This window comes from Bradyrhizobium sp. JHI2711 (assembly GCF_056156565.1).
In genome coordinates this window covers 544853-563546 of sequence record NZ_JBPZPT010000001.1, presented here as the reverse complement: position 1 = coordinate 563546, position 18694 = coordinate 544853, and the positions used below count along the sequence as shown (strand labels likewise).

Annotated in this window: 17 protein-coding genes; 6 read left to right on the top strand and 11 right to left on the bottom strand. The window is 64.3% G+C overall.

What is annotated here, in order from left to right; genetic code table 11:
• Positions 1–59 precede the first annotated feature (59 nt).
• From ACTEK7_RS02705 to ACTEK7_RS02685, 5 genes are all read right to left on the bottom strand, one after another.
• Positions 60–1676, bottom strand: a complete 1617-nt coding sequence (locus ACTEK7_RS02705) for a sulfite reductase subunit alpha (protein ID WP_036012449.1) — start codon at positions 1674–1676, stop codon at positions 60–62.
• Complete coding sequence (locus tag ACTEK7_RS02700) at positions 1673–3457, bottom strand: NirA family protein (RefSeq protein ID WP_225148732.1); 1785 nt, start codon at positions 3455–3457, stop codon at positions 1673–1675. The genes ACTEK7_RS02705 and ACTEK7_RS02700 overlap by 4 nt, the downstream gene beginning before the upstream one ends.
• A 334-nt stretch (positions 3458–3791) precedes the next feature.
• Positions 3792–4955: a CmpA/NrtA family ABC transporter substrate-binding protein gene (locus ACTEK7_RS02695; RefSeq protein WP_225148731.1), complete on the bottom strand. Its 1164-nt coding sequence runs from the start codon at positions 4953–4955 to the stop codon at positions 3792–3794.
• Positions 4952–5542 carry an ANTAR domain-containing response regulator gene (locus ACTEK7_RS02690; RefSeq protein ID WP_036012463.1) on the bottom strand — a complete coding sequence of 197 codons (591 nt, stop codon included), beginning with the start codon at positions 5540–5542 and terminating at the stop codon, positions 4952–4954. Before ACTEK7_RS02690 ends, ACTEK7_RS02695 begins: the two co-directional genes overlap by 4 nt.
• A gap of 247 nt (positions 5543–5789) precedes the next feature.
• Positions 5790–6353: a hypothetical protein gene (locus tag ACTEK7_RS02685; RefSeq protein ID WP_036028100.1), complete on the bottom strand. Its 564-nt coding sequence runs from the start codon at positions 6351–6353 to the stop codon at positions 5790–5792.
• Between the two features lie 279 nt (positions 6354–6632).
• On the opposite strand from ACTEK7_RS02685, the gene rimO reads away from it, so the two are divergent.
• A complete protein-coding gene (gene rimO, locus ACTEK7_RS02680) occupies positions 6633–7952 on the top strand; it encodes a 30S ribosomal protein S12 methylthiotransferase RimO (protein ID WP_225148730.1) in 1320 nt (439 codons plus the stop codon).
• Positions 7953–8052: 100 nt separating this feature from the next.
• Here the strand turns inward: rimO and ACTEK7_RS02675 are convergent, their stop codons facing one another.
• Positions 8053–8994 carry a hypothetical protein gene (locus ACTEK7_RS02675; protein WP_225148729.1) on the bottom strand — a complete coding sequence of 314 codons (942 nt, stop codon included), beginning with the start codon at positions 8992–8994 and terminating at the stop codon, positions 8053–8055.
• Positions 8995–9117: 123 nt separating this feature from the next.
• Here ACTEK7_RS02675 and ACTEK7_RS02670 point away from each other — a divergent pair, with 123 nt between their 5' ends.
• The 3 genes from ACTEK7_RS02670 to ACTEK7_RS02660 all read left to right on the top strand — a co-directional run bounded on the left by ACTEK7_RS02670 (position 9118) and on the right by ACTEK7_RS02660 (position 11977).
• Complete coding sequence (locus ACTEK7_RS02670) at positions 9118–9777, top strand: tetratricopeptide repeat protein (RefSeq protein WP_225148728.1); 660 nt, start codon at positions 9118–9120, stop codon at positions 9775–9777.
• Between the two features lie 97 nt (positions 9778–9874).
• On the top strand, positions 9875–10516 hold the full coding sequence (locus ACTEK7_RS02665; RefSeq protein ID WP_225148727.1) for a hypothetical protein: 642 nt from the start codon (positions 9875–9877) through the stop codon (positions 10514–10516).
• 270 nt (positions 10517–10786) lie between these two features.
• Complete coding sequence (locus ACTEK7_RS02660) at positions 10787–11977, top strand: acetylornithine transaminase (protein ID WP_225148726.1); 1191 nt, start codon at positions 10787–10789, stop codon at positions 11975–11977.
• A gap of 113 nt (positions 11978–12090) precedes the next feature.
• On the opposite strand, the gene ACTEK7_RS02655 is transcribed toward ACTEK7_RS02660, so the two are convergent.
• The 3 genes from ACTEK7_RS02655 to pcsA all read right to left on the bottom strand — a co-directional run bounded on the left by ACTEK7_RS02655 (position 12091) and on the right by pcsA (position 14610).
• Positions 12091–13065, bottom strand: coding sequence for a quinone oxidoreductase family protein (locus tag ACTEK7_RS02655; protein WP_036012480.1), 975 nt, complete (start codon positions 13063–13065; stop codon positions 12091–12093).
• A gap of 85 nt (positions 13066–13150) precedes the next feature.
• Positions 13151–13876 (bottom strand): TerC family protein, encoded by a 726-nt coding sequence (locus ACTEK7_RS02650; RefSeq protein WP_036012482.1) that lies wholly within the window; start codon positions 13874–13876, stop codon positions 13151–13153.
• The gene (gene pcsA / locus ACTEK7_RS02645) at positions 13873–14610 is read right to left on the bottom strand and encodes a phosphatidylcholine synthase (protein ID WP_225145716.1); all 738 of its coding nucleotides are present in this window, start codon (positions 14608–14610) and stop codon (positions 13873–13875) included. The genes ACTEK7_RS02650 and pcsA overlap by 4 nt, the downstream gene beginning before the upstream one ends.
• Positions 14611–14739: 129 nt before the next feature.
• Between pcsA and ACTEK7_RS02640 the strand changes: the two genes are divergently transcribed.
• Entirely contained in the window at positions 14740–15924 is a 1185-nt protein-coding gene (locus tag ACTEK7_RS02640; RefSeq protein ID WP_225148725.1) for a UbiH/UbiF family hydroxylase, read from the top strand.
• Between the two features lie 227 nt (positions 15925–16151).
• On the opposite strand, the gene ACTEK7_RS02635 is transcribed toward ACTEK7_RS02640, so the two are convergent.
• Entirely contained in the window at positions 16152–17105 is a 954-nt protein-coding gene (locus ACTEK7_RS02635) for an AEC family transporter (RefSeq protein WP_128261615.1), read from the bottom strand.
• A 106-nt stretch (positions 17106–17211) separates the two neighbouring features.
• Here ACTEK7_RS02635 and hspQ point away from each other — a divergent pair, with 106 nt between their 5' ends.
• Positions 17212–17544 (top strand): heat shock protein HspQ, encoded by a 333-nt coding sequence (hspQ, locus tag ACTEK7_RS02630; protein ID WP_024341905.1) that lies wholly within the window; start codon positions 17212–17214, stop codon positions 17542–17544.
• Between the two features lie 73 nt (positions 17545–17617).
• Here the strand turns inward: hspQ and ACTEK7_RS02625 are convergent, their stop codons facing one another.
• Positions 17618–18448, bottom strand: coding sequence for an invasion associated locus B family protein (locus tag ACTEK7_RS02625; RefSeq protein ID WP_036012492.1), 831 nt, complete (start codon positions 18446–18448; stop codon positions 17618–17620).
• Positions 18449–18694: the final 246 nt, after the last annotated feature.

Here is an 18694-nt window from a genome sequence, read left to right as displayed (position 1 = left end):
AGTTGGAACCGGGACGGATGACAATCGGATGACGCCCAACCCCGAGAGGAGTCGTCCGACTAGTACACGTCAGCCTGGAAGCGGCCGGTCTTCTTGAGCTCGGCGACGAAGCTGACGGCTTCATCGGTCGAACGTGCCCCGAACTGCGCGACGATGTCGACCAGCGCGCGCTCGACGTCCTTGGCCATGCGCTTGGCATCGCCGCAGATGTAGAGATGCGCGCCCTCGGCGAGCCAGGTCCACAATTCGCGGCCGACCTCGCGCATGCGGTCCTGCACGTAAAACTTCTTCTCGCCGTCGCGCGACCAGGCCAGCGACAGGCGCGTCAGAAGCCCTGAGGTCTTCATGGCGTTGAGCTCGTCCTGATAGAAGAAATCGCAATCGCTGCGCTGATGGCCGAAGAACAGCCAGTTCTTGCCGGGCGCGCCGGTCGCCTTACGGTCGAACAGGAAGGCGCGGAACGGCGCGATGCCGGTGCCGGGACCGACCATGATAATCGGCGTCTTCGGATCTTGCGGCAGGCCGAAATTGTGCGCCTTCTGCACATAGACCTTGAGCTTCTCGCCTTCGTTGATCCGCTCGCCGAGGAAGGTCGAGGCGACGCCGAGCCGCCTGCGCTTGCCGATGACGTAGCGCACCGAGTCCACCGTCAGTGACAGCTTTCCCGGCGTCGCATTGTGCGAGGACGAGATCGAGTAGAGCCGCGGCTGCAGCGGCTCCAGCGCCTCGACGAAGGCCTCGGGATGCGGCCGCGTGCCGGAAAACTTCTGCAGTGCCGCCATCACGTCGAGCGTCGCGGCATCGCCATCGGGATCCTCTCCCTGCGCCAGCGCCCGCGCCTTCTCGCGCTGCGCGCCGCCGGTGATGAAGGAGATCAGCTCGAACAGAGTGTCGGGCGCCGGCGACAGCGAGACGTCGTCGATCAGCACCTCGCGCAGCGTCTTGCCGTTGACTTTGGTCGTGTGGGAGGCGCCGAGCAGCGCGATGATCTGGTCGACGAGGCCGACGTCGTTGCGCGGGAAGACGCCAAAACTGTCACCAACGACATAGTCGAGCTTGCCCTCGGAGAGATCGAACTCGATGTGATAGGTCTCCTTCTCCGACTTGCCCTTGTTGAGAAGACGGCGCGACAGGAAGGTCGCCTGGATCGGATTGTCGCGCGAGCGGCCGGGCTCTGCGATCGTCACGGTCACAGCCGGTGCCGGAGCGCCGGCCTTGTCAGTGCTCTTGTCGGTGGTCTTGGCCGCGGGCGCCTTGTCGAGCTCCTCGTACAGCGACTTCAGCATCCGCGCGGTTTCCTTGCCGCCGGGGACGCACAGATTGAGCCGCGCTTCGCTGCGGCTCGCGATCGCTTCCGAATAATCGTGGCAATTGTAGCCGCACTGGCCGCAATCCTGCTGTGCCATCGCCGCCATCATCTTGCGGCGCAAGGGACGGCCTTCGGCAAGCTTCATTCGCTCGGCGATCGGCATGGTCTGGTCGTGCCACGGCGCTTCGCCGTCGTCGCCGTCACCGGCCTGCATGACGGCGGCGCCCTGCTCTGCCGACAGCGGCGTTGCGACATCAGGCGAGAGCAGTCCGGCAAAGAAGCCGTTCAGCCAGGAGCGTTGCGCGTCGGAGAATGGCGCGCTGGCGGGGATGATATCGAGTTTCGGCGGAGGCGTGATCTGGTTCATGCGGACACCTGTGCATCGGCAAGCTTGCGCAGCGTTTCGCCGTCATGGCGGCGCGCGAACGAGAGGAAGGTTTCGTCGGGCGAGGCGCGATTGGCGAGATAGGCCTTGAGCAGCGCCTCGACCGTCTTCGGTGCGTCCTCGGCCTTGAGGTCGTGATAGACCTCCTGCCCGACATCGGCGTCGGGGCCGAACCCGCCGCCGGTGAAGAGGTGATAGCCCTCGACGGTGTCCTCCTCATCGATCGGCACGCGCGCGCCGATCAGTCCGATGTCGCTGATGTAGTGCTGCGCGCAGGAATGATGGCAGCCGGTCAGGTGGATGTTCACCGGCTTGTCCATGGCGACGCGCGGCTCACACCAGTCACCGATCTCGGCGGCATTGCGCTTGGTATTGGACGCCGCGAAGCGGCAGCCGGCATTGCCGGTGCAGGCGATCAGGCCGGCGCGGATGTGCGAGGCCTCGACCGCGAGCCCGATCTGCTTGATCGCAGCAATGGCGAGCTCGACATTCGCGTCGCGCACGCCCGAGATCAACAGGTTCTGCCAGACCGTGAGCCGGATCTCGCCGTCACCGAGATCTTGCGCCACCTTGGCGAGGCCCCGCATCTGATCGGAGGTGAGCTTGCCGAGTGTCAGCGATACGCCGATCCAGTTGAGGCCGTCCTGCTTCTGCTTGTGCACGCCGATATGCGCCATGCGGTCCGCCGCGGCCCGGGGCGCGAACGCCTCTTCCGGCACGCGCGTGAACGGCGTCTTCAACCGCTCCTCGACCAGCTTGAGGAAGCCGTCATGGCCCATTGCGTCGAGCACGTATTTAAGCCGTGCCTTGTTGCGGTTGGTGCGGTCGCCATGCTCGATGAACACGCGCACGATGGCGTCGGCGACGGCGGTCGCCTGCTCCGGCTTGACGATGATGCCGGAATATTTCGCGAAATCCTTGTGGCCGGTGATACCGCCGAGGCCGAGCCGGAACCAGACGCCGGGTTCGACGCCGAAACCGTCCTTCACCTCATAGGCCGTGAAGGCGATGTCGTTGGTCTCTTCAAGCACCGCGATCTGGCCGGCGCCGTCGAAGGCGACGTTAAACTTGCGCGGCAAACCGTAGAGCGAGCGGTCGTTGAGGATGTGGTAGTGCCACTCGCGGGCATAGGGCCGCGTGTCGATGATTTCCTGCGGATCGATGCCAGCGGTCGGCGTTCCCGTCACGTTGCGGATGTTGTCGGCGCCGGAGCCGCGCGAGCACAGGCCGAGCTCCTGGATGCCCTCGATCATTCTGATCGCGTGCTTCGGCGGGATCTCGCGCAGCTGGAGATTGGCGCGCGTCGTCACGTGGCTGTAGGGGCCGCAGAGCTCGTCGGCGAGATCGGCAAGGCCCGACAGCTGCCAATGCTTCATGATGCCGTTCGGGATGCGCAGGCGGCACATGTAGGAGTCCTGCGTCGGCGCGACATAGAAGATGCCGTAATAGCGCCAGCGGAAATTGTCCGCCGGGCTCGGCGGGGTGTTGTCGAGCGCCTGCTGGCGCAGCCGCGGGTAGGCGTCGAAGGGGTGCTCGTCGCGCTTGAACTTCTCCTGATCGGCGAGCTTCTTGCCCGACGCGATCACCTTGTCCTGCGCCTTGATGTGCACGGCATCGGGACCCACAGGCTCGGCATTCGCCTTGCCGCTGCCGCCACCACCAAGGCCGCGGCCGACGCGGCTGATCTGCAGGCCGGTCGTGAAGCCTTCGAGATAGCGTTTCTGCTCGTCGGTAAAGTCGACTGAGACCGTATCGATTTTCATGGTGTGTAACGAAGCTCCTGCGGCCACCTTCGGTGGCTTCGACGGATTGCGCGACCCGCGAGGAACGTCAGGCTGGCTCAGGAGCCGGCTTCGTCACTCACGGTCCGATCAGCTTCGTTGCTGCGGGACTTGGCTCAGCAGGCACCTATGACAAGCTGGCCGCAGCGCAACATTCAAGTTGCGTGCCAGCTTGGTCGAAATAAAAACCAATGAAGTTTCAGATAATTAGGACGTGACCCGGAAACTGCTGGCTTGGGAACTCTCCTGAAATACGAGCAGCCAGCTCAAACATTAGCCAAGGATCTTAGATGCTCAAAAGCGAAGCAACCGCGAATCAGGCCTTCCAGCGCCCGACACCGAAGGCCTCGAGATGCCCGCGGATATCGGCGGGGTCGAAGGCCGGACCGGCAAAGGCGCCGAACGCTGCGGGAGCCTCAGGCGGCGCCCTGTTGCCGAGCGCCGCGTCGTAGAGATCGGGCCTGAACACCGCCATCGCCGTCTTGACCCCGTCAGGGGTGAGCGCCGTCTGGCCCCAGCGCACCATTTGGGCATAGAGCCAGGCGGCCTGGACCGGATCGGGACGCCCTGCCCCTTCGCGTCCGACCAGCAGGTAGCGGCCGCTTTCGCGGAAGGTGCCATCGGGCGAGATCTTCAGGCGCCCCGTCAGGGTGCGTTGGATGACCTCGGCGTCGACGCCGATCCGTTCGGGTTGGGCCAGGATCTGCGCCGCCTCGGTCCGGTTCTCGGGATGCTCGATGAACTCGGCGGCCTTCACGGCTGCCCGCACCAGGGCTGCGACCACGTCCGGGTTCTTGTCGGCAAAGGTCTGGCGGACCGCCAGCACCTTCTCCGCCGCACGCACCAAAATGTCGGCGACGAAATGCAGGATATGGCCGATGCCGAGATCGACCGCGACCGAGTTCCAGGGCGCGCCGACGCAGAACGCATCGACATGGCCGTTCTTGAGACTGTCGACCATATAGGGCGGCGGCAGCACCACGAGGCGCACGTCCTCGTCGGGATCGACGCCCGCCGCCGCCATCCAGAACCGCAATTGATAATTGTGGGTGGAGAACGGGAAGGTCATGCCGAAGGTGAGCGGCTCGGCCCCTGCCGTGCGGCGCTTGGCAACCACCTTCGCCAGCGCTTTCGCCGTCGCCATCGGGTCGAAGCGATCGCCGTCGATCTCCTCCATCAGCGCGGCATGGAGCGCCGGCGACACCGTGATGGCATTGCCGTTGATGCCGAGATTGAAGGCCGCGGCGATCGGCACCTTGACGTGGCCGAGGCCGAGCGAGGACGCGATCGCCACCGGCGCGAGCAGATGCGCGGCATCGAACAGGCCGATATTGAGCTTGTCGCGGACGTTGGACCAGGAGACCTCGCGCACCAGCTCGACCTCGAGCCCCTCGGCGGCGGCAAAGCCCTTGTCGACCGCGACGATCAGCGCGGCGGCATCGACCAGCGGAATGAACCCGATGCGGAGGGGGACGGTCATTTCAGCATCTCCGACGCGGTGATGATCGACTGCGCGATCTCGCCGATTTTCTTCTTCTCGCGCATCGCGGTGGAGCGCAGCAGCACATAGGCCTCGTCCTCGGTCAGGCCCTTCACCTTCATCAGAATGCCCTTGGCGCGCTCGATGATCTTGCGGTCCTCGAGCTGCGACTTGGTGCGCTCCAGTTCCTCCTGGAGCTTGGCGAAGGCGTTGAAACGGGACACGCAAAGGTCGAGGATCGGCTTGATGCGCTCCTTCTTCAGCCCGTCGACGATATAGGCCGACACCCCCGCCTCGACCGAGGCCTGGATCGAGGCTGAATCGCTCTGGTCGACGAACATGGCGACCGGCCGCTTCACCGCGCGGCTGACCTGGAACATCGCCTCCAGCACGTCGCGGCTGGGGTTTTCGAGATCGATCACGATGATGTCGGGGTCCGCCGCATAAATACGGGCCAGCAGGCTCTGCATCTCGCTGATATGGACGACTTGGGTAAACCCGGCCTCGCGCAATCCCTCCTCCAGGATCGCGGCCCGGATCGGGCTTTCGTCGACGATCACGATTTTGGGCGACTGTTCGGCGCTCATGGCTCACTCACGGCAGCTGATTCATCCATAGCACGCCGGATCGCCCTGCAAAGGGTTGTAATTATGGGCAATTGGGACTAGCTCAGGCCGGTCAATCAGGCAGATTAGATATGGATCAGACGGCTGCGCCCAAGGTCAGCTTCGGGTCGCTCGGGTGTCCCTGACACGACGAATGTAAACTCTCCGTGCCGCCCTCCCGCAAGAAAACGCTCGCGCAGCCTTCAGCTGCGAAGCAGAACTCATGCTCTCACGGAATCTTCGCGCCAACGATCATCTTGTCGAGAAGTGGCACCGCGGCCAGCACCGCCGCCTCAGTGCGGCCGGAGACTGCTAGCCGCACGACGTAGGAATTGCCGTCCTTGTCGAGATCAGCGTAATGCGCGATCACTTCAACCGGCTGGTCCTTCAGGGATGGATTGTCGTAGCGGTTGATGACGACCTTGGGGTTGACCGAGGGAAGCGTAGTGATCTTGGCATTCTTGCCGGATGTCGTCGCCCAATCGCTATCGCTCGTTGCGATCCATTGAACCAGTTCGGTGCGGTCCTCGTTATAGCGGCCTTCGGCATAGATGATTGCTTCTGCTTTACCGAATGTCTTCCCTTTGGGAACGAACATCGATGCGCCGTATTTGAGACTCGCGGCCTCATCCCTCGTCCACCCGTCGGGTGCCTTCACGCGAGGCCTGAATTCCGGACACAATCGTTCCTGCCGATCGCAGACATGGATGATCTTGTCGACTTCAGCGCGGGCCGGAAACATGGCGCCATAGGAAACGGTGACGAAAGCCAAGCCGAAGATGAAGCGGCGCATAGTGGTTAAGCTCCGTGAAATCAAGCAAGAAACCGAATAACAACCAAAACGGGCGTGTTCGAGCAATTCACCTCGGATCCTCCACTCGCTCGATCCGAAGAGCTTCCAGACCAGGAACCGTCAGTCAGTAATACCGTCGCTGGTGACTGGCCGATCACGCCAACTACGCGCGCGTACTGCTTTAGCCGCGCGCCGCATACGTTAGTTGTTGAATTTCGCCATCGGTTCAATTACTTGGATCGCAAATCCAGACAATTCAGATAGGCTCCAGGCGATTACATGGACAGAGCGCCGCGCATTTCATTCACGTCACTCGGGTGTCCCAAGGCCTTAGTGGATTCCGAGCGCATCATCACGCGGCTGCGCGCGGAGGGCTATGAGCTCGCCCGCAAGCATGACGGGGCGGACATCGTCATCGTCAACACCTGTGGCTTCCTCGACAGCGCCAAGCAGGAATCGCTCTCGGCGATCGGCGAGGCCATGGCCGAGAACGGCAAGGTGATCGTGACCGGCTGCATGGGCGCGGAACCGGAAGCGATCGAGCAGGCCTATCCGGGCGTGCTGTCCATCACCGGCCCGCAGCAATATGAGAGCGTGCTGGACGCCGTGCACCGCGCGCTGCCGCCGGCGCACAATCCGCATTTCGACCTGGTGCCGCCGCAGGGCATCAAGCTGACCCCGCGCCACTACGCCTATCTGAAGATTTCAGAGGGCTGCAACAACCGCTGCACCTTCTGCATCATTCCGAAGCTGCGCGGCGACCTCGTCTCGCGCCCCGCCGATGACGTGCTGCGCGAGGCCGAGCGCCTCGTCGGCGCCGGCGTCAAAGAGCTCCTGGTGATCTCGCAGGACACCTCAGCCTACGGCGTCGATCTCAAATATGCCGAGAGCCCGTGGAAGGACCGCCAGGTCCGCGCCAAATTCCTCGACCTCGCGCGCGAGCTCGGCGAGTTGGGAGCCTGGGTCCGGCTGCAATATGTCTACCCCTACCCGCATGTCGACGAGGTCATCGCGCTGATGACGCAAGGCAAGGTGCTGCCCTATCTCGACATTCCGTTCCAGCATGCGAGCCCCGAGGTCCTGAAGGCGATGAAACGCCCGGCGGCGCAGGACAAGACGCTGGCGCGGATCAAGCGCTGGCGTGAGGAATGTCCCGATCTCGCCTTGCGCTCGACCTTCATCGTCGGCTTCCCCGGCGAAACCGATTCCGATTTCGCCTATCTGCTCGACTGGCTGGACGAGGCCGAGATCGACCGCGTCGGCTGCTTCAAATACGAGCCGGTCGCCGGCGCCACCTCGAACGCGATCGAGAACCCCGTGCCGGAAGAGGTCAAGCAGGAGCGCTACAATGCGCTGATGGCCCGGCAGCAGAAGATCTCTGCGCGCCGGCTGAAGCGCAAGGTCGGCACGCGCCAGCAGGTCATCATCGACGAGGTCGGCCCGACGGTGGCCAAGGGCCGCTCCAAGGCCGATGCGCCCGAGATCGACGGCGCAGTCTATCTCTCCAGCCGCCGTCCCTTGCGTGTCGGCGAGATCGTCACGGCGAAGATCGAGCGCGCCGACGCATACGATCTGCACGGCAGCGTCGCGGGGTTCTGACCGCGTTCCGTCATTGCGAGCGTAGCGAAGCAATCCAGAATCCCTCCGCGGGAACAGTCTGGATTGCTTCGCTACGCTCGCAATGACAGTGTGGAGACAATCACGCCAGCCATTTCGGCACCCAGCGCTCCGGCCTTGGTGCACGGGCGAGATCGGCTTTCGCCTCGGAGAGCAATGCCGGTTCGCCGTCGATGGTCGGGCGTACATCGTATTCGAAGCTCGGCATGACGCGGCCGTCGGTGTAGAGTCCGAACCTCATCGCGTACCATAACCCGAGCTCAGGCTGAGCCTTCCACATCTGTTCGCGCAGCTCGCGCAGCAGGGATTCGATCGAAGCGGCTTCCTCGAACGGCTGCGGCCCGCGCGTCAGCACGCGCGCTTGGTATTGCTTGCCGACGATTGCGACCTCGAAACGCGTCTTATCCCAGGCATTCTTGCCCTTGGGCAGATGGGCGGCCAGCCGCCAGCCGAGTTCGGCCATCATGCGATGGTTGGCCCAATAGTCCTCGCGGTCCCGGCTCCATTTTTCCATGAAGCCGCGGAAATCAGGCAGCTCCGGGGGCCCGTCGTCACACGCCGCCTTGTCCCCAACGGGCTGTCCAGCGAGCCATTGCGCAAGTTCGAGGGTCTGAGGCTCGACATCGTCATGCGGCTTCAGATCGCTCCAGGCCCTGTCGAATTGCTGCGACGTCAGCCTCGTCAGCAGCGCATCGAGGCTCGGCGCCAGCAATTCGTAGTCACCCTCGGATCCCAGCCCGACGATCGGTGGATTGTCACGATCAAGACCCGCGCCATACCAGCCGCCGACGACCGAGCCGTCAGGCAGGCGCATGAACAGCGAGAACCGGTCACGCAAGGGACTGCCGTCGACGATCGGCGCGGAGTCCGAGAATTGGCCCTGCAGCGAGAAGCAGCCGACGCTGCCCCACGGGCGCCCTTTCAGCCAAGCCGCAAAGTCGACCAGCAGCGGCGGCGCCTCGATGCCAGGCGGAAACGCGCCGCGAATGCTGTCGAGGTCGATCGGATAGGGCGTATCGGACAAGGCTTTGAGCTATCTGGTTGGTCCCGCCTTCTTGGTCTGGGCGGTGATGCATTCGGTTCGAACCAAGTCGCGTCCTTCGATCACAAACGCGCTAGAGGCGCAATGGTTTCGACGCGAGAAACAATGAAACACGATGAAACGTCAGGGATTCTCCTCAAGCTGTCCGCACTCGGCCTGACGATAACCCTACTCGCGCTGCCGGCCCCCGCCGACGCGCGATCACCATCCACCGCGCAGGCCCGCCAGTGGTGCTTCGCAAACGACGGCGGAGGCAGTGACGACCGGCGCTTCGCCGGCTGCTCGGCCCTGCTCAAGGCCAATCCCGACGATGTGCACGCGCTCGCCAATCGCGGCGAAATGTTTCGGCGACGTGGCGAGCCCGAGCGCGCCGTGGCGCTGGCACTCGACGATTACGACCGCTCCATCAGAGCGAATGCGAACCGCGCGGACGTGTTCAATTCGCGCTGCTTCACCCGCGCGATCGTCGGCCGTCTGCAGGAGGCGCTGGCCGATTGCGAGCAGTCGCTCAAGATGGCTCCCAACGATGCCTACACGCTGGACAGCCGCGCCCTTGCCCATCTCAAGCTCGGCAATCTCGACGCGGCGATCGCCGATTACGATGCCGCGCTGAGCATCAAGCCGGGGCTCGACGGCTCGCTCTACGGCCGCGGACTGGCGAAGCGCAAGAAGGGTGACAGCGAAGGCGCCGAGCGCGACATCGCGGCCGCAAAGGCGATCAACGCCGGCATCGCCGATGTGTTCTCGCATTACAGTGTCGAGTAATCGTCACGTTAGGAATGTGACACTATAATGCATTCACGCAGCGGTCACGGACTCGGCCTAACTCTGCCCGCGTCTTCAACGCGAGCGAGGGATGAGGATGAGCCGCCTCTCGGACATGCTGCGCACGCAGCGCTTCGACGATTACCGCTTCTACCACCAAAGCACCGTCAACCAGACGCTGCACCTGATCAGCGCCGTCATCTTCCTCGGCTGCTATGCCCTGCTGTTCAAGGACCCTGCTCTCGCCGGCATCGTCGGCTGGCTCGCGATGCTGACGCGGCAGACCGGGCATTTCTTCTTCGAGCCGAACGGCTATGACGCCGTCAACGACGTCAGCAACCACTACAAGGAAGCGGTCAAGGTCGGCTACAACCAGACCCGCAAGATCGTGCTGCTGCTGGTCTGGGGCAGCGCGCCGCTTGCGCTGTTCGCTTTTCCGACGCTGTTCGGATTGTTCGATGCGCCGGCGTCCCGCCTCGATTTCGTCCGGCATGTCGGCGCGCTCTGGCTCGCCATCGGCATCGGCGGCGGACTTGCGCGCATGCTGCAGCTCTTCGCCACCCGCGACGTCACGACGGGCCTGGTCTGGGTGTTCAAGGTGCTGACCGACCCCTTCCACAACATCGCGCTGTACTGGAATTCGCCGCTCAAGCTGCTGCGGGGCGAGCTGATCGACACCGCAATCGCGGACGCGGATTGGGGCGATGCAGAGGCCGAGGAAGCCGCGCACCCGACCTGACCGATGCACGCTCGGCGTGCATCTTGAAAAAAGCCTGCTTGACAAGTCCTGCCATTCGGCTGTACGGACCCGCCCCATGATCAACGCCCGGACCAACCAGCGCACCGAAATGCTCCGCCGTCGCTCCCGCGACGACGAGAGGGTGCGCCATGTCCGAGGACGCCGCTGAACCACTGGATTCAGCTACTTTTCGAGAAAGGCCGCACCCGCAAGGTGCGGCCTTTCTGCTTTTTGCGCCCTTTTTTCCACCCGCCTCCAGAGGAGTACGACATGACCACGCATCCGTATGACGCGCTGATGGACATCACCGCACGGCCCAAGACCGTGTTCGTCCGCGGCGCCGGCTCCTACCTCTGGGACGACAGCCGCAAGCGCTATCTCGATTTCGTGCAGGGCTGGGCCGTGAACTGCCTCGGCCATTCCCCGCCCGCGATCGCCGACGCGCTCGCAGCTCAGGCCAAGCGGCTGCTGACGCCGAGCCCGGCCTTCTACAACGAGCCGAGCCTGAAGCTGGCGCAGGCGCTGGTCGAGCACAGCGCGTTCGATCAAGTGTTCTTCGCCAATTCGGGCGCTGAAGCCAACGAAGGCGCGATCAAGCTCGCGCGCAAATATGGCAGCCTGCACAAAGGCGGCGCGTTCGAGATCATCAGCTTCGAAGGCGGCTTCCACGGCCGAACGCTGGCGACGATGTCGGCCTCGGGCAAGAAAGCGTTCGAGCCGCTGTTCGAGCCGAAGGTCGCGGGCTTCAAGAAGGCCAAGCTCAACGACATCGGCTCGGTCGAAGCCCTGATCAACGCCAACACCGTCGCCGTGATGCTCGAGCCGATCCAGGGTGAATCCGGCGTGTGGCCTGCGACCGATCAGTTCCTGCAGCAGCTGCGCGCGCTGACCGAGGCGCACGGCCTTTTGCTCATCTTCGACGAGATCCAGACCGGCATGGGCCGGACCGGAAAGCTCTTCCATTACGAGCACACCGGCATTGCGCCCGACATCATGACGCTCGGCAAGGGCATCGGCGGCGGCGTGCCGCTCGCGGCCCTGCTCGCGACCGAACGCGCGTCATGCTTCGAGCACGGCGACCAGGGCGGCACGTTCAACGGCAACCCGATCATGTGCGCGGCGGGCCTCGCGGTGCTCGAGGAGGTCAAGAAGCCCGACTTCCTGAAACAGGTCGCCGAGACCGGCCTCCTGCTCGAAAGCGACCTGCAGAAGGTCTCGGCCCGGCATGGCCTCGGCGGCGTGCGCGGACGCGGCCTGTTGCTCGCGCTCGATCTCAAGCTGCCGATCGCACCCGGCATCGTCGCACAGGCGTTCGAGGCCGGCGTGCTGCTGAACGCGCCGCAGGTCGACAGCTTGCGCTTCATGCCGGCGCTGAACGTCACGAAGGAAGAGATCGCCGAGATGATCGAATGTCTCGACGCGATCTTGACCAAGGCCGGCGCGGCAAGACGCGTCGCGTAGTGCTGTAGGGTGGGCAAAGCGAAGCGTGCCCACCATTTTTCACCGCAATGAAGATGGTGGGCACGGCGCTCCGCGCCTTTGCCCACCCTACGAAACCGCCGATGCCGAAAGAGCTACGGCTTCAAGATCGAAGCCCCGGTGGTCTTGCGGCTTTCGAGATCGATATGCGCTTTGGCGGCGTCCTTGAGCGCGTAGGCGTGGTTGATCGGCACGTGCAGCTTGCCGTTGATGACCGCGGCGAACAGGGTGTCGGCACCTTCGAGCAGTTCCTTGCGCGTGCCGACATAATCGTTGAGCTTCGGCCGCGTCGCGAACAGCGAGCCGTGATTGTTGAGCTCGGCGATCGCGAACGGTGGCACGGGGCCCGACGCATTGCCGAACGAGACGAACATGCCGCGCGGCTTCAGGCAGGACAGCGAGCCCGGGAACGTCGCCTTGCCGACGCCGTCATAGACGACGTCGCAGCCCTCGTTGCGGCTGATCTGCTTCACGCGCGCAACGAAATCCTCCTCGTTGTAGAGGATGACGTGATCGCAGCCATTGGCCTCCGCAAGCTCGGCCTTCTCGCGCGAGCCGACGGTGCCGATGACATGCGCGCCAAGCGCCCTCGCCCATTGGCAGGCGAGCAGGCCGATGCCGCCGGCGGCGGCGTGGACCAGCACGCGATGATGCGGCTCGACCTTGAAGGTCTTGTGCAGGAGATACCAGACCGTCAGCCCCTTCAACATCAGCACGGCACCCTGCTCGTAGGTGATGTGATCGGGCAGTTTGACCAGCTTCTCCCAGGGGATGTTGCGCTCGCCGGTATAGGCGCCGAGATTGTGGTAATAGGCGACGCGGTCGCCGGGATGAAAATTCGTCACGCCTGGCCCGACCGCGACCACCTCGCCGGAGGCCTCATTGCCGGCGATGAAGGGCAGCCCCGGCGCCTTGTAGAGGCCAGTGCGGTAATAGACGTCGATGAAGTTGAGGCCGACCGCGTGCTGGCGGATGCGCACCTCGCCGGGCCCGGGCGCCGGCACGTCGACGCTCTCATAGACCAGGGCTTCGGGGCCTCCGACCTTGTGCACACGGATGGCTTTCGTCATCACCTGACCTCCTCTTCGTGCGGCTGAGCGAAAGCTATCGCGCCCGCCTTGTCAACTCGACGCCGACTGGAACGACCCAACGCGACTACTTGGCGGCTTTCCGGCGGTTGCGCCTGGCCAGCACGTTGAAGAACTCCACCGCCGCCGAGAACGCTATTGCGAAATAGATGTAGCCGCGCGGAATGTGGAAGTGGAATCCGTCCGCAACCAGCGCGACGCCGATCAACACCAGGAAGGCCAGTGCCAGCATCTTGGTGGTCGGATGCTCCGCGACGAATCGCGCCACCGGACCCGCCGAAACGTACATGACCGCGCATGCGATCACGACCGCCGCGATCATGATCTTGATGTCCTCGGCCATGCCGATCGCAGTGATGATCGAGTCCAGCGAGAACACGATGTCGATGATCACGATCTGGACGATCACCCAGAAGAAGGCGCTGCCTGTGGAGTCCTTCTCGCTCGCGTCGTGATCGGATTCGACCTCGCCGTGAATCTCATGTGTGGCCTTGGCGATCAGGAAGAGGCCGCCGCCGATCAGGATGAGATCGCGCCAGGAAAAAGCATAGCCCTGAATCGAGAGCACCGGAGCGGTCAGGCCGATCAGCCAGACCAGGAGACTGAGCAGGATGAGGCGAAAGACCAGTGCCAGCGCAAGCCCGATCTGGCGGGCGCGCTGCGCCGGTTTCTCGGGAAGGCGCGAGACGAGCACCGAGATGAAGATGACGTTGTCGATGCCGAGCACGATCTCGAGCGCCGTCAAGGTGAGCAGCGCGGCCCAGGCTTCCGGGCTGGTCAGCAGCTCCATCACGCCGATAATCTCGCCAGGGATTTCGCCAACCGGATCAAGGCATCGCTGAAGCTGATCCAGAGCGCGATGGCGCAGAGCACGATGGTCACCCCGGTGCCGACGCGAAAATCCATTTGCAGCGTGTAGAAGGCGAGCAGCGCCCAGACCGCGATCAGCGACATCGTCAGCCAGCGCAGCCGCACCACTCTGACAGGGTGCAGCACATGGAAAGGCACGAACGTCAGCACGACCAGCGCGGCGACCAGCAGCGTCGCCCACAGCGGCGGCCAATGCAGCAGGAACAGATAGAACGCGGCCGCGTTCCAAAGCGCCGGGAAGCCGCGGAAATGATTGTCGTCGGCCTTCATGCGCTGGTCGGCGAAATACAACGCGCTGGTCACGATGATGGCGATGCCGAGCAAGGGAGCCGCCACCGGCAGCAGCATGCCGCTCGCAACGATCGCATAGGCCGGCACGAAGACATAGGTGCAGAAGTCGACCACGAGATCGAGCACGTCGCCCGACCAGTTCGGCTGCACGTTCTTGACGTCGAGCCGCCGCGCGATCGGCCCGTCGATCGCGTCGATGATCAGGGCGACGCCCAGCCATTGAAACATCGCCGCCCAGTGCTCGCGCACGGCCTCCAGCATCGCCAGGAGCGCGATTGCCGCGCCGAAGGCGGTGAAGATGTGCACCGAGAAGGCTGCGGCGCGGATCACCGGTCTCGGCTTCAGGGAATCCTGCTGAATATCCATGGCTTCTGCTATCAGAATGCGACCGGTTTGCACATCCGCCATTGCGGCGCACGATCGCAAAATTCGCCATAAAATCAGGGAAATATAGGTAGGCTTGAATTTGCCGCCCGGCGTGTCAAATGTCGTTCCATGATAGACGCATCGACACTCCATGACGCGGCCGTGATCGGCGGCGGACCTGCCGGCCTTGCCGCGGCGATCGCCCTGGCGCAGGCGGGTGCCCGGACCGCACTGGTGGCGCGCCGCGTTCCCTATGCCGACAATCGCACCACCGCATTGCTCGGCCCCTCCATCGATCTATTGGAAGGCCTCGACGTCTGGTCGCGCTGCAGGGACAAGGCGGCTGCGCTGGAAGTCATGCGCCTCGTCGACGACACCGGCCGGCTGTTCCGCAGCCCCGAGGTGCGCTTCTCCTGTCACGAAATCGGCCTCGTTGCGTTTGGCTACAACATCGACAACCGCTCGCTGATGCTGGCGCTGGAAGCGCGCGCGGCCGAGCTGCCCAATCTCGTCCGCTTCGACGACGAGGCCGAAAGCGTCGTCATCGAGGCCGACGACGTCGCGCTGCGCACGGCGTCCGGACAGTTTCTCTCGGCGCGCCTCGTGGTCGGCGCCGACGGCCGGCACTCGCTGTGCCGCGAGGCTGCTGGTATCGCCGTGACTCGGCGCGAGCTGAACCAGACTGCGCTGACCTTCAACATCAGCCATGCCCGGCCGCATCGCAACGTCTCGACCGAGTTCCACACGCCGCACGGGCCTTGCGTGTTCGTGCCCCTGCCCGGCGACCGCTCCAGCATCGTCTGGGTCGCAGCGCCTGCGGAGGCTGAACGGCTGCGCGGCTTGAGCGACGAGGCGCTGTCGGCGGCGATCGAGAAACAGTCGCATTCGATCCTGGGACGGATGAATGTGGAGCCTGGCCGCAACCTGTTCCCGCTCGCGATCGAGCGTCCGAAATGCTTCGGCCGCGACCGTATCGCGCTGGTCGGCGAAGCCGCCCATGTGGTGCCGCCGATCGGCGCCCAGGGCCTCAATCTCGGCCTGCGCGATGCCGCCGACATTGCCCGGCTCGCGGGCGAGGCCATCGCCGCGGGACAGGATCCTGGCGCCGACGATGTGCTCAAGCGCTATGACCGCGCGCGGCGTCCGGACATCTTGAGCCGTACCTTTGCGATCGACATCGCCAACCGCTCCTTGCTCAACGACTTCCTGCCGCTCCAGCCCGTCCGCGCCGTCGGCATGCACCTCCTCGGCGCCATCGGCCCGCTCCGGCGCTTCGCCATGCGCGAAGGCCTGACGCCGACCTGGCGCAGGTAGCTCCGAAGCGCGTTAGGTTGGACGACTTCACCGCTGGCTCGGTGCAATCTCTCCCGCTTGCGGGGGAGGTCGGCGCGAAGCGCCGGGTGGGGGCTCTCTCCGCGACGGGATTTTTTCTGCACTCTCGACAATCCCGACGCGGAGAGAGCCCTCTCCCCGACCCTCTCCCGCAAGCGGGAGAGGGAGCGCACCGCCCCGCGGAAGAGATCAAGCCAATCTCATCACCATCAAGGAAACGCCAACCGTCCCGTCTGGATCGCCCACATCACGCTGGTCAGCGTGACCACCGAGGCGAAGGTGCCGAGCAGCACCGCGACGGAGGCGGACTCGATCCAGGCATCGTTCTGCCGGGCGATGACGAACACGTTGAGCGCCGGCGGCAGCGCGGCCATCAGCACGGCGGTGGCGGCCCAGGGCTGCGCGAACGGGCCGAACGCCAGCATCAGGGCGAACGCCGCGAGCGGATGGATCAGCAGCTTGACCGCGATCACGCCCGGCACCTCCCACGGCACCCGATCGAACGGGCGGAGCGCCACGGTCACGCCGAGCACGAACAGCGCGGTCGGCGCGGCCGCGTTCTGCAGGAAGGTGATGGTGCGGTCGAGCGCGACCGGCAGCTCGATATGCAGCGCCGCCACCGCCGCGCCGAAGCAAGCCGACATGATCAGCGGATTGAGCACGATCTGCTTCAGCACGACGCCGAAAGCATGGACGAGCGAGGGATGGTCGCGGTCGGAAAGCTCGATCAAGAGCGGCACGATCGTGAACAGGAAGATGCTGTCGCAGCAGAAGATCAGCGCGGTCGGCGCGGCCGCCTTCGGCCCCAGTACCGCGAGCGCGAGGCCCGGGCCCATATAGCCGATATTGCCGTAGCCGCCGGAGAGGCCCGCGAGCGTCGCTTCGCGCAGCGTCAGCCGTCCGAGCAGCTTGCCGACCACCAGCGCCAGCGTGAATGCCGCGACCGTCGCCAGCGTCGTCGCCACCAGGAACGGCGGGTTATTCAATTCCGAAAACGGCGTCTTCGACATGATCGCAAACAGCAGCGCCGGCAGCGACACGTAGAGTAGGAAGAAGTTCATCCAGGCGAGCCCCGATTCCGGGATGGACTTGACCTTCCCGCAAGCGAAACCGACGAAGATCAAGCCGAAATAAGGCAGCGCCAGATTGAGGATATCGACCATTGCTGAAGTTTTTTCTGAAGGCTTGGGGGCTATCCGCCCCGGAGACGAAGGTTAATTCCAGCTGAGGGCACTAGCATCGGCCACAATCCTGGTCTATCGACGGGGGATGATTAAAGCGCGGACCGCCAAATTCCAGATCGGACAGGTCGTTCGCCACCGGATCTTCTCGTTCCGGGGGGTGATTTTCGACATCGATCCGGAATTCAACAACACCGAGGAATGGTGGTTGTCGATTCCCGAGGAAGTGCGGCCCCACAAGGACCAGCCGTTCTATCACCTGCTCGCGGAGAACGCGGAATCCGAATACGTCGCCTATGTCTCGGAGCAGAACCTGTTGCCGGACGATTCCGGCGAGCCGGTCCGGCATTCCCAGGTCGCCGAGATCTTCGTCAAGGACAAGGCCGGCGGCTATCGCCCGCGCAATCCCTCGCTGAACTGATCGTCGTGATCGTCGGCCAGCAAAAAAGGCGCTCGAACCGAGCGCCTTTTTCACGTCCGGGATTTGCTCCCGATTACTTCTGACCGGTCGGAGCCGCGCCCGGTGCGCCACCACCCTGCTGCTCGAGCTTCTTGCGCTGCTCTTCGGCCTTCTTCTGCAGCTCTTCCTGCAGCTTCTTCTGGGTTTCCTCGAACACCTTCGGATCGGTCGGCGGACCGTCATAGGCCTTCTGGAATTCGCCGGCGAGCGGCAGCGGCAGCGTCAGCGGCGCGCCGTTGGCATTGATCGCCTGGACAACGAGATTCTGGCCCTTCTTCATGTTGTTGATGAGCTCGGGCGTGGCCTCGTAGTCGGACATGCAGCCGTTCTGGAAGCAGATCACATAGGGCTGCTGCAGCGGCGCGTTGCTGTCGACGATGATGCGGGTGCCGTGCACGAGCTGCATGCCGAGCGGCAGCGTCACGCGCAGGATCTTCTTGGGCTCGCCTTCCGGCTCGATGATCACGGCCGCGATGACCGGCTGGCCCGATTCGATACGGCCGTCCTTGCCGGTGAAGCAGACCTGCTTGGCATTGGCGTCCTGGCCCTTGAGGCAGAACTTGGTCCAGGGCGCATAGATCAGCTGGATCTGCTGATCGGCGGGCTGAGCTGCACCCTGCTGCGGGGCGCCTTGCTGCGGGGGAGCCTGCGGGGATGCTGCGGGCGCCGGAGCCTTGGGAGCTGCCTTGGGAGCAGCCGCCTTCGGAGCCGGGGCCGGGGAGGCCTTGGGCGCGGCGGGGGCGCCGGGGGCCGGCGCAGGGGTCTGGGCCTCGGCGGCAAACGGAACGGCCAACGCCGTCGCCGTCAACAGGGCGAGAAGTCGCCCGCGCGGCCGGACGGACGCGGCCAAGTAACGGAAATTCATTGCGGAAAACCCTTTCTGAACGGGAAGTGCCCGAACCGCTCCGAAGCGCCGAACCTGGCCGCCTTGGGCGCGGCTCTCTCCCCGTCAATTGAGGCGGATAAGTGACGGTCTCGACGCTCTTGCGCGATTGGGTGCCTTCTTAACGTGGCCGACGAAAAGATCAATGCCGACAAGCGTCTTTGGCCGGTCTGGCGCGAAAGCCCCATCAAATTCCCTGTGATAAGATTCGCCCGACGGTCCTCGAAT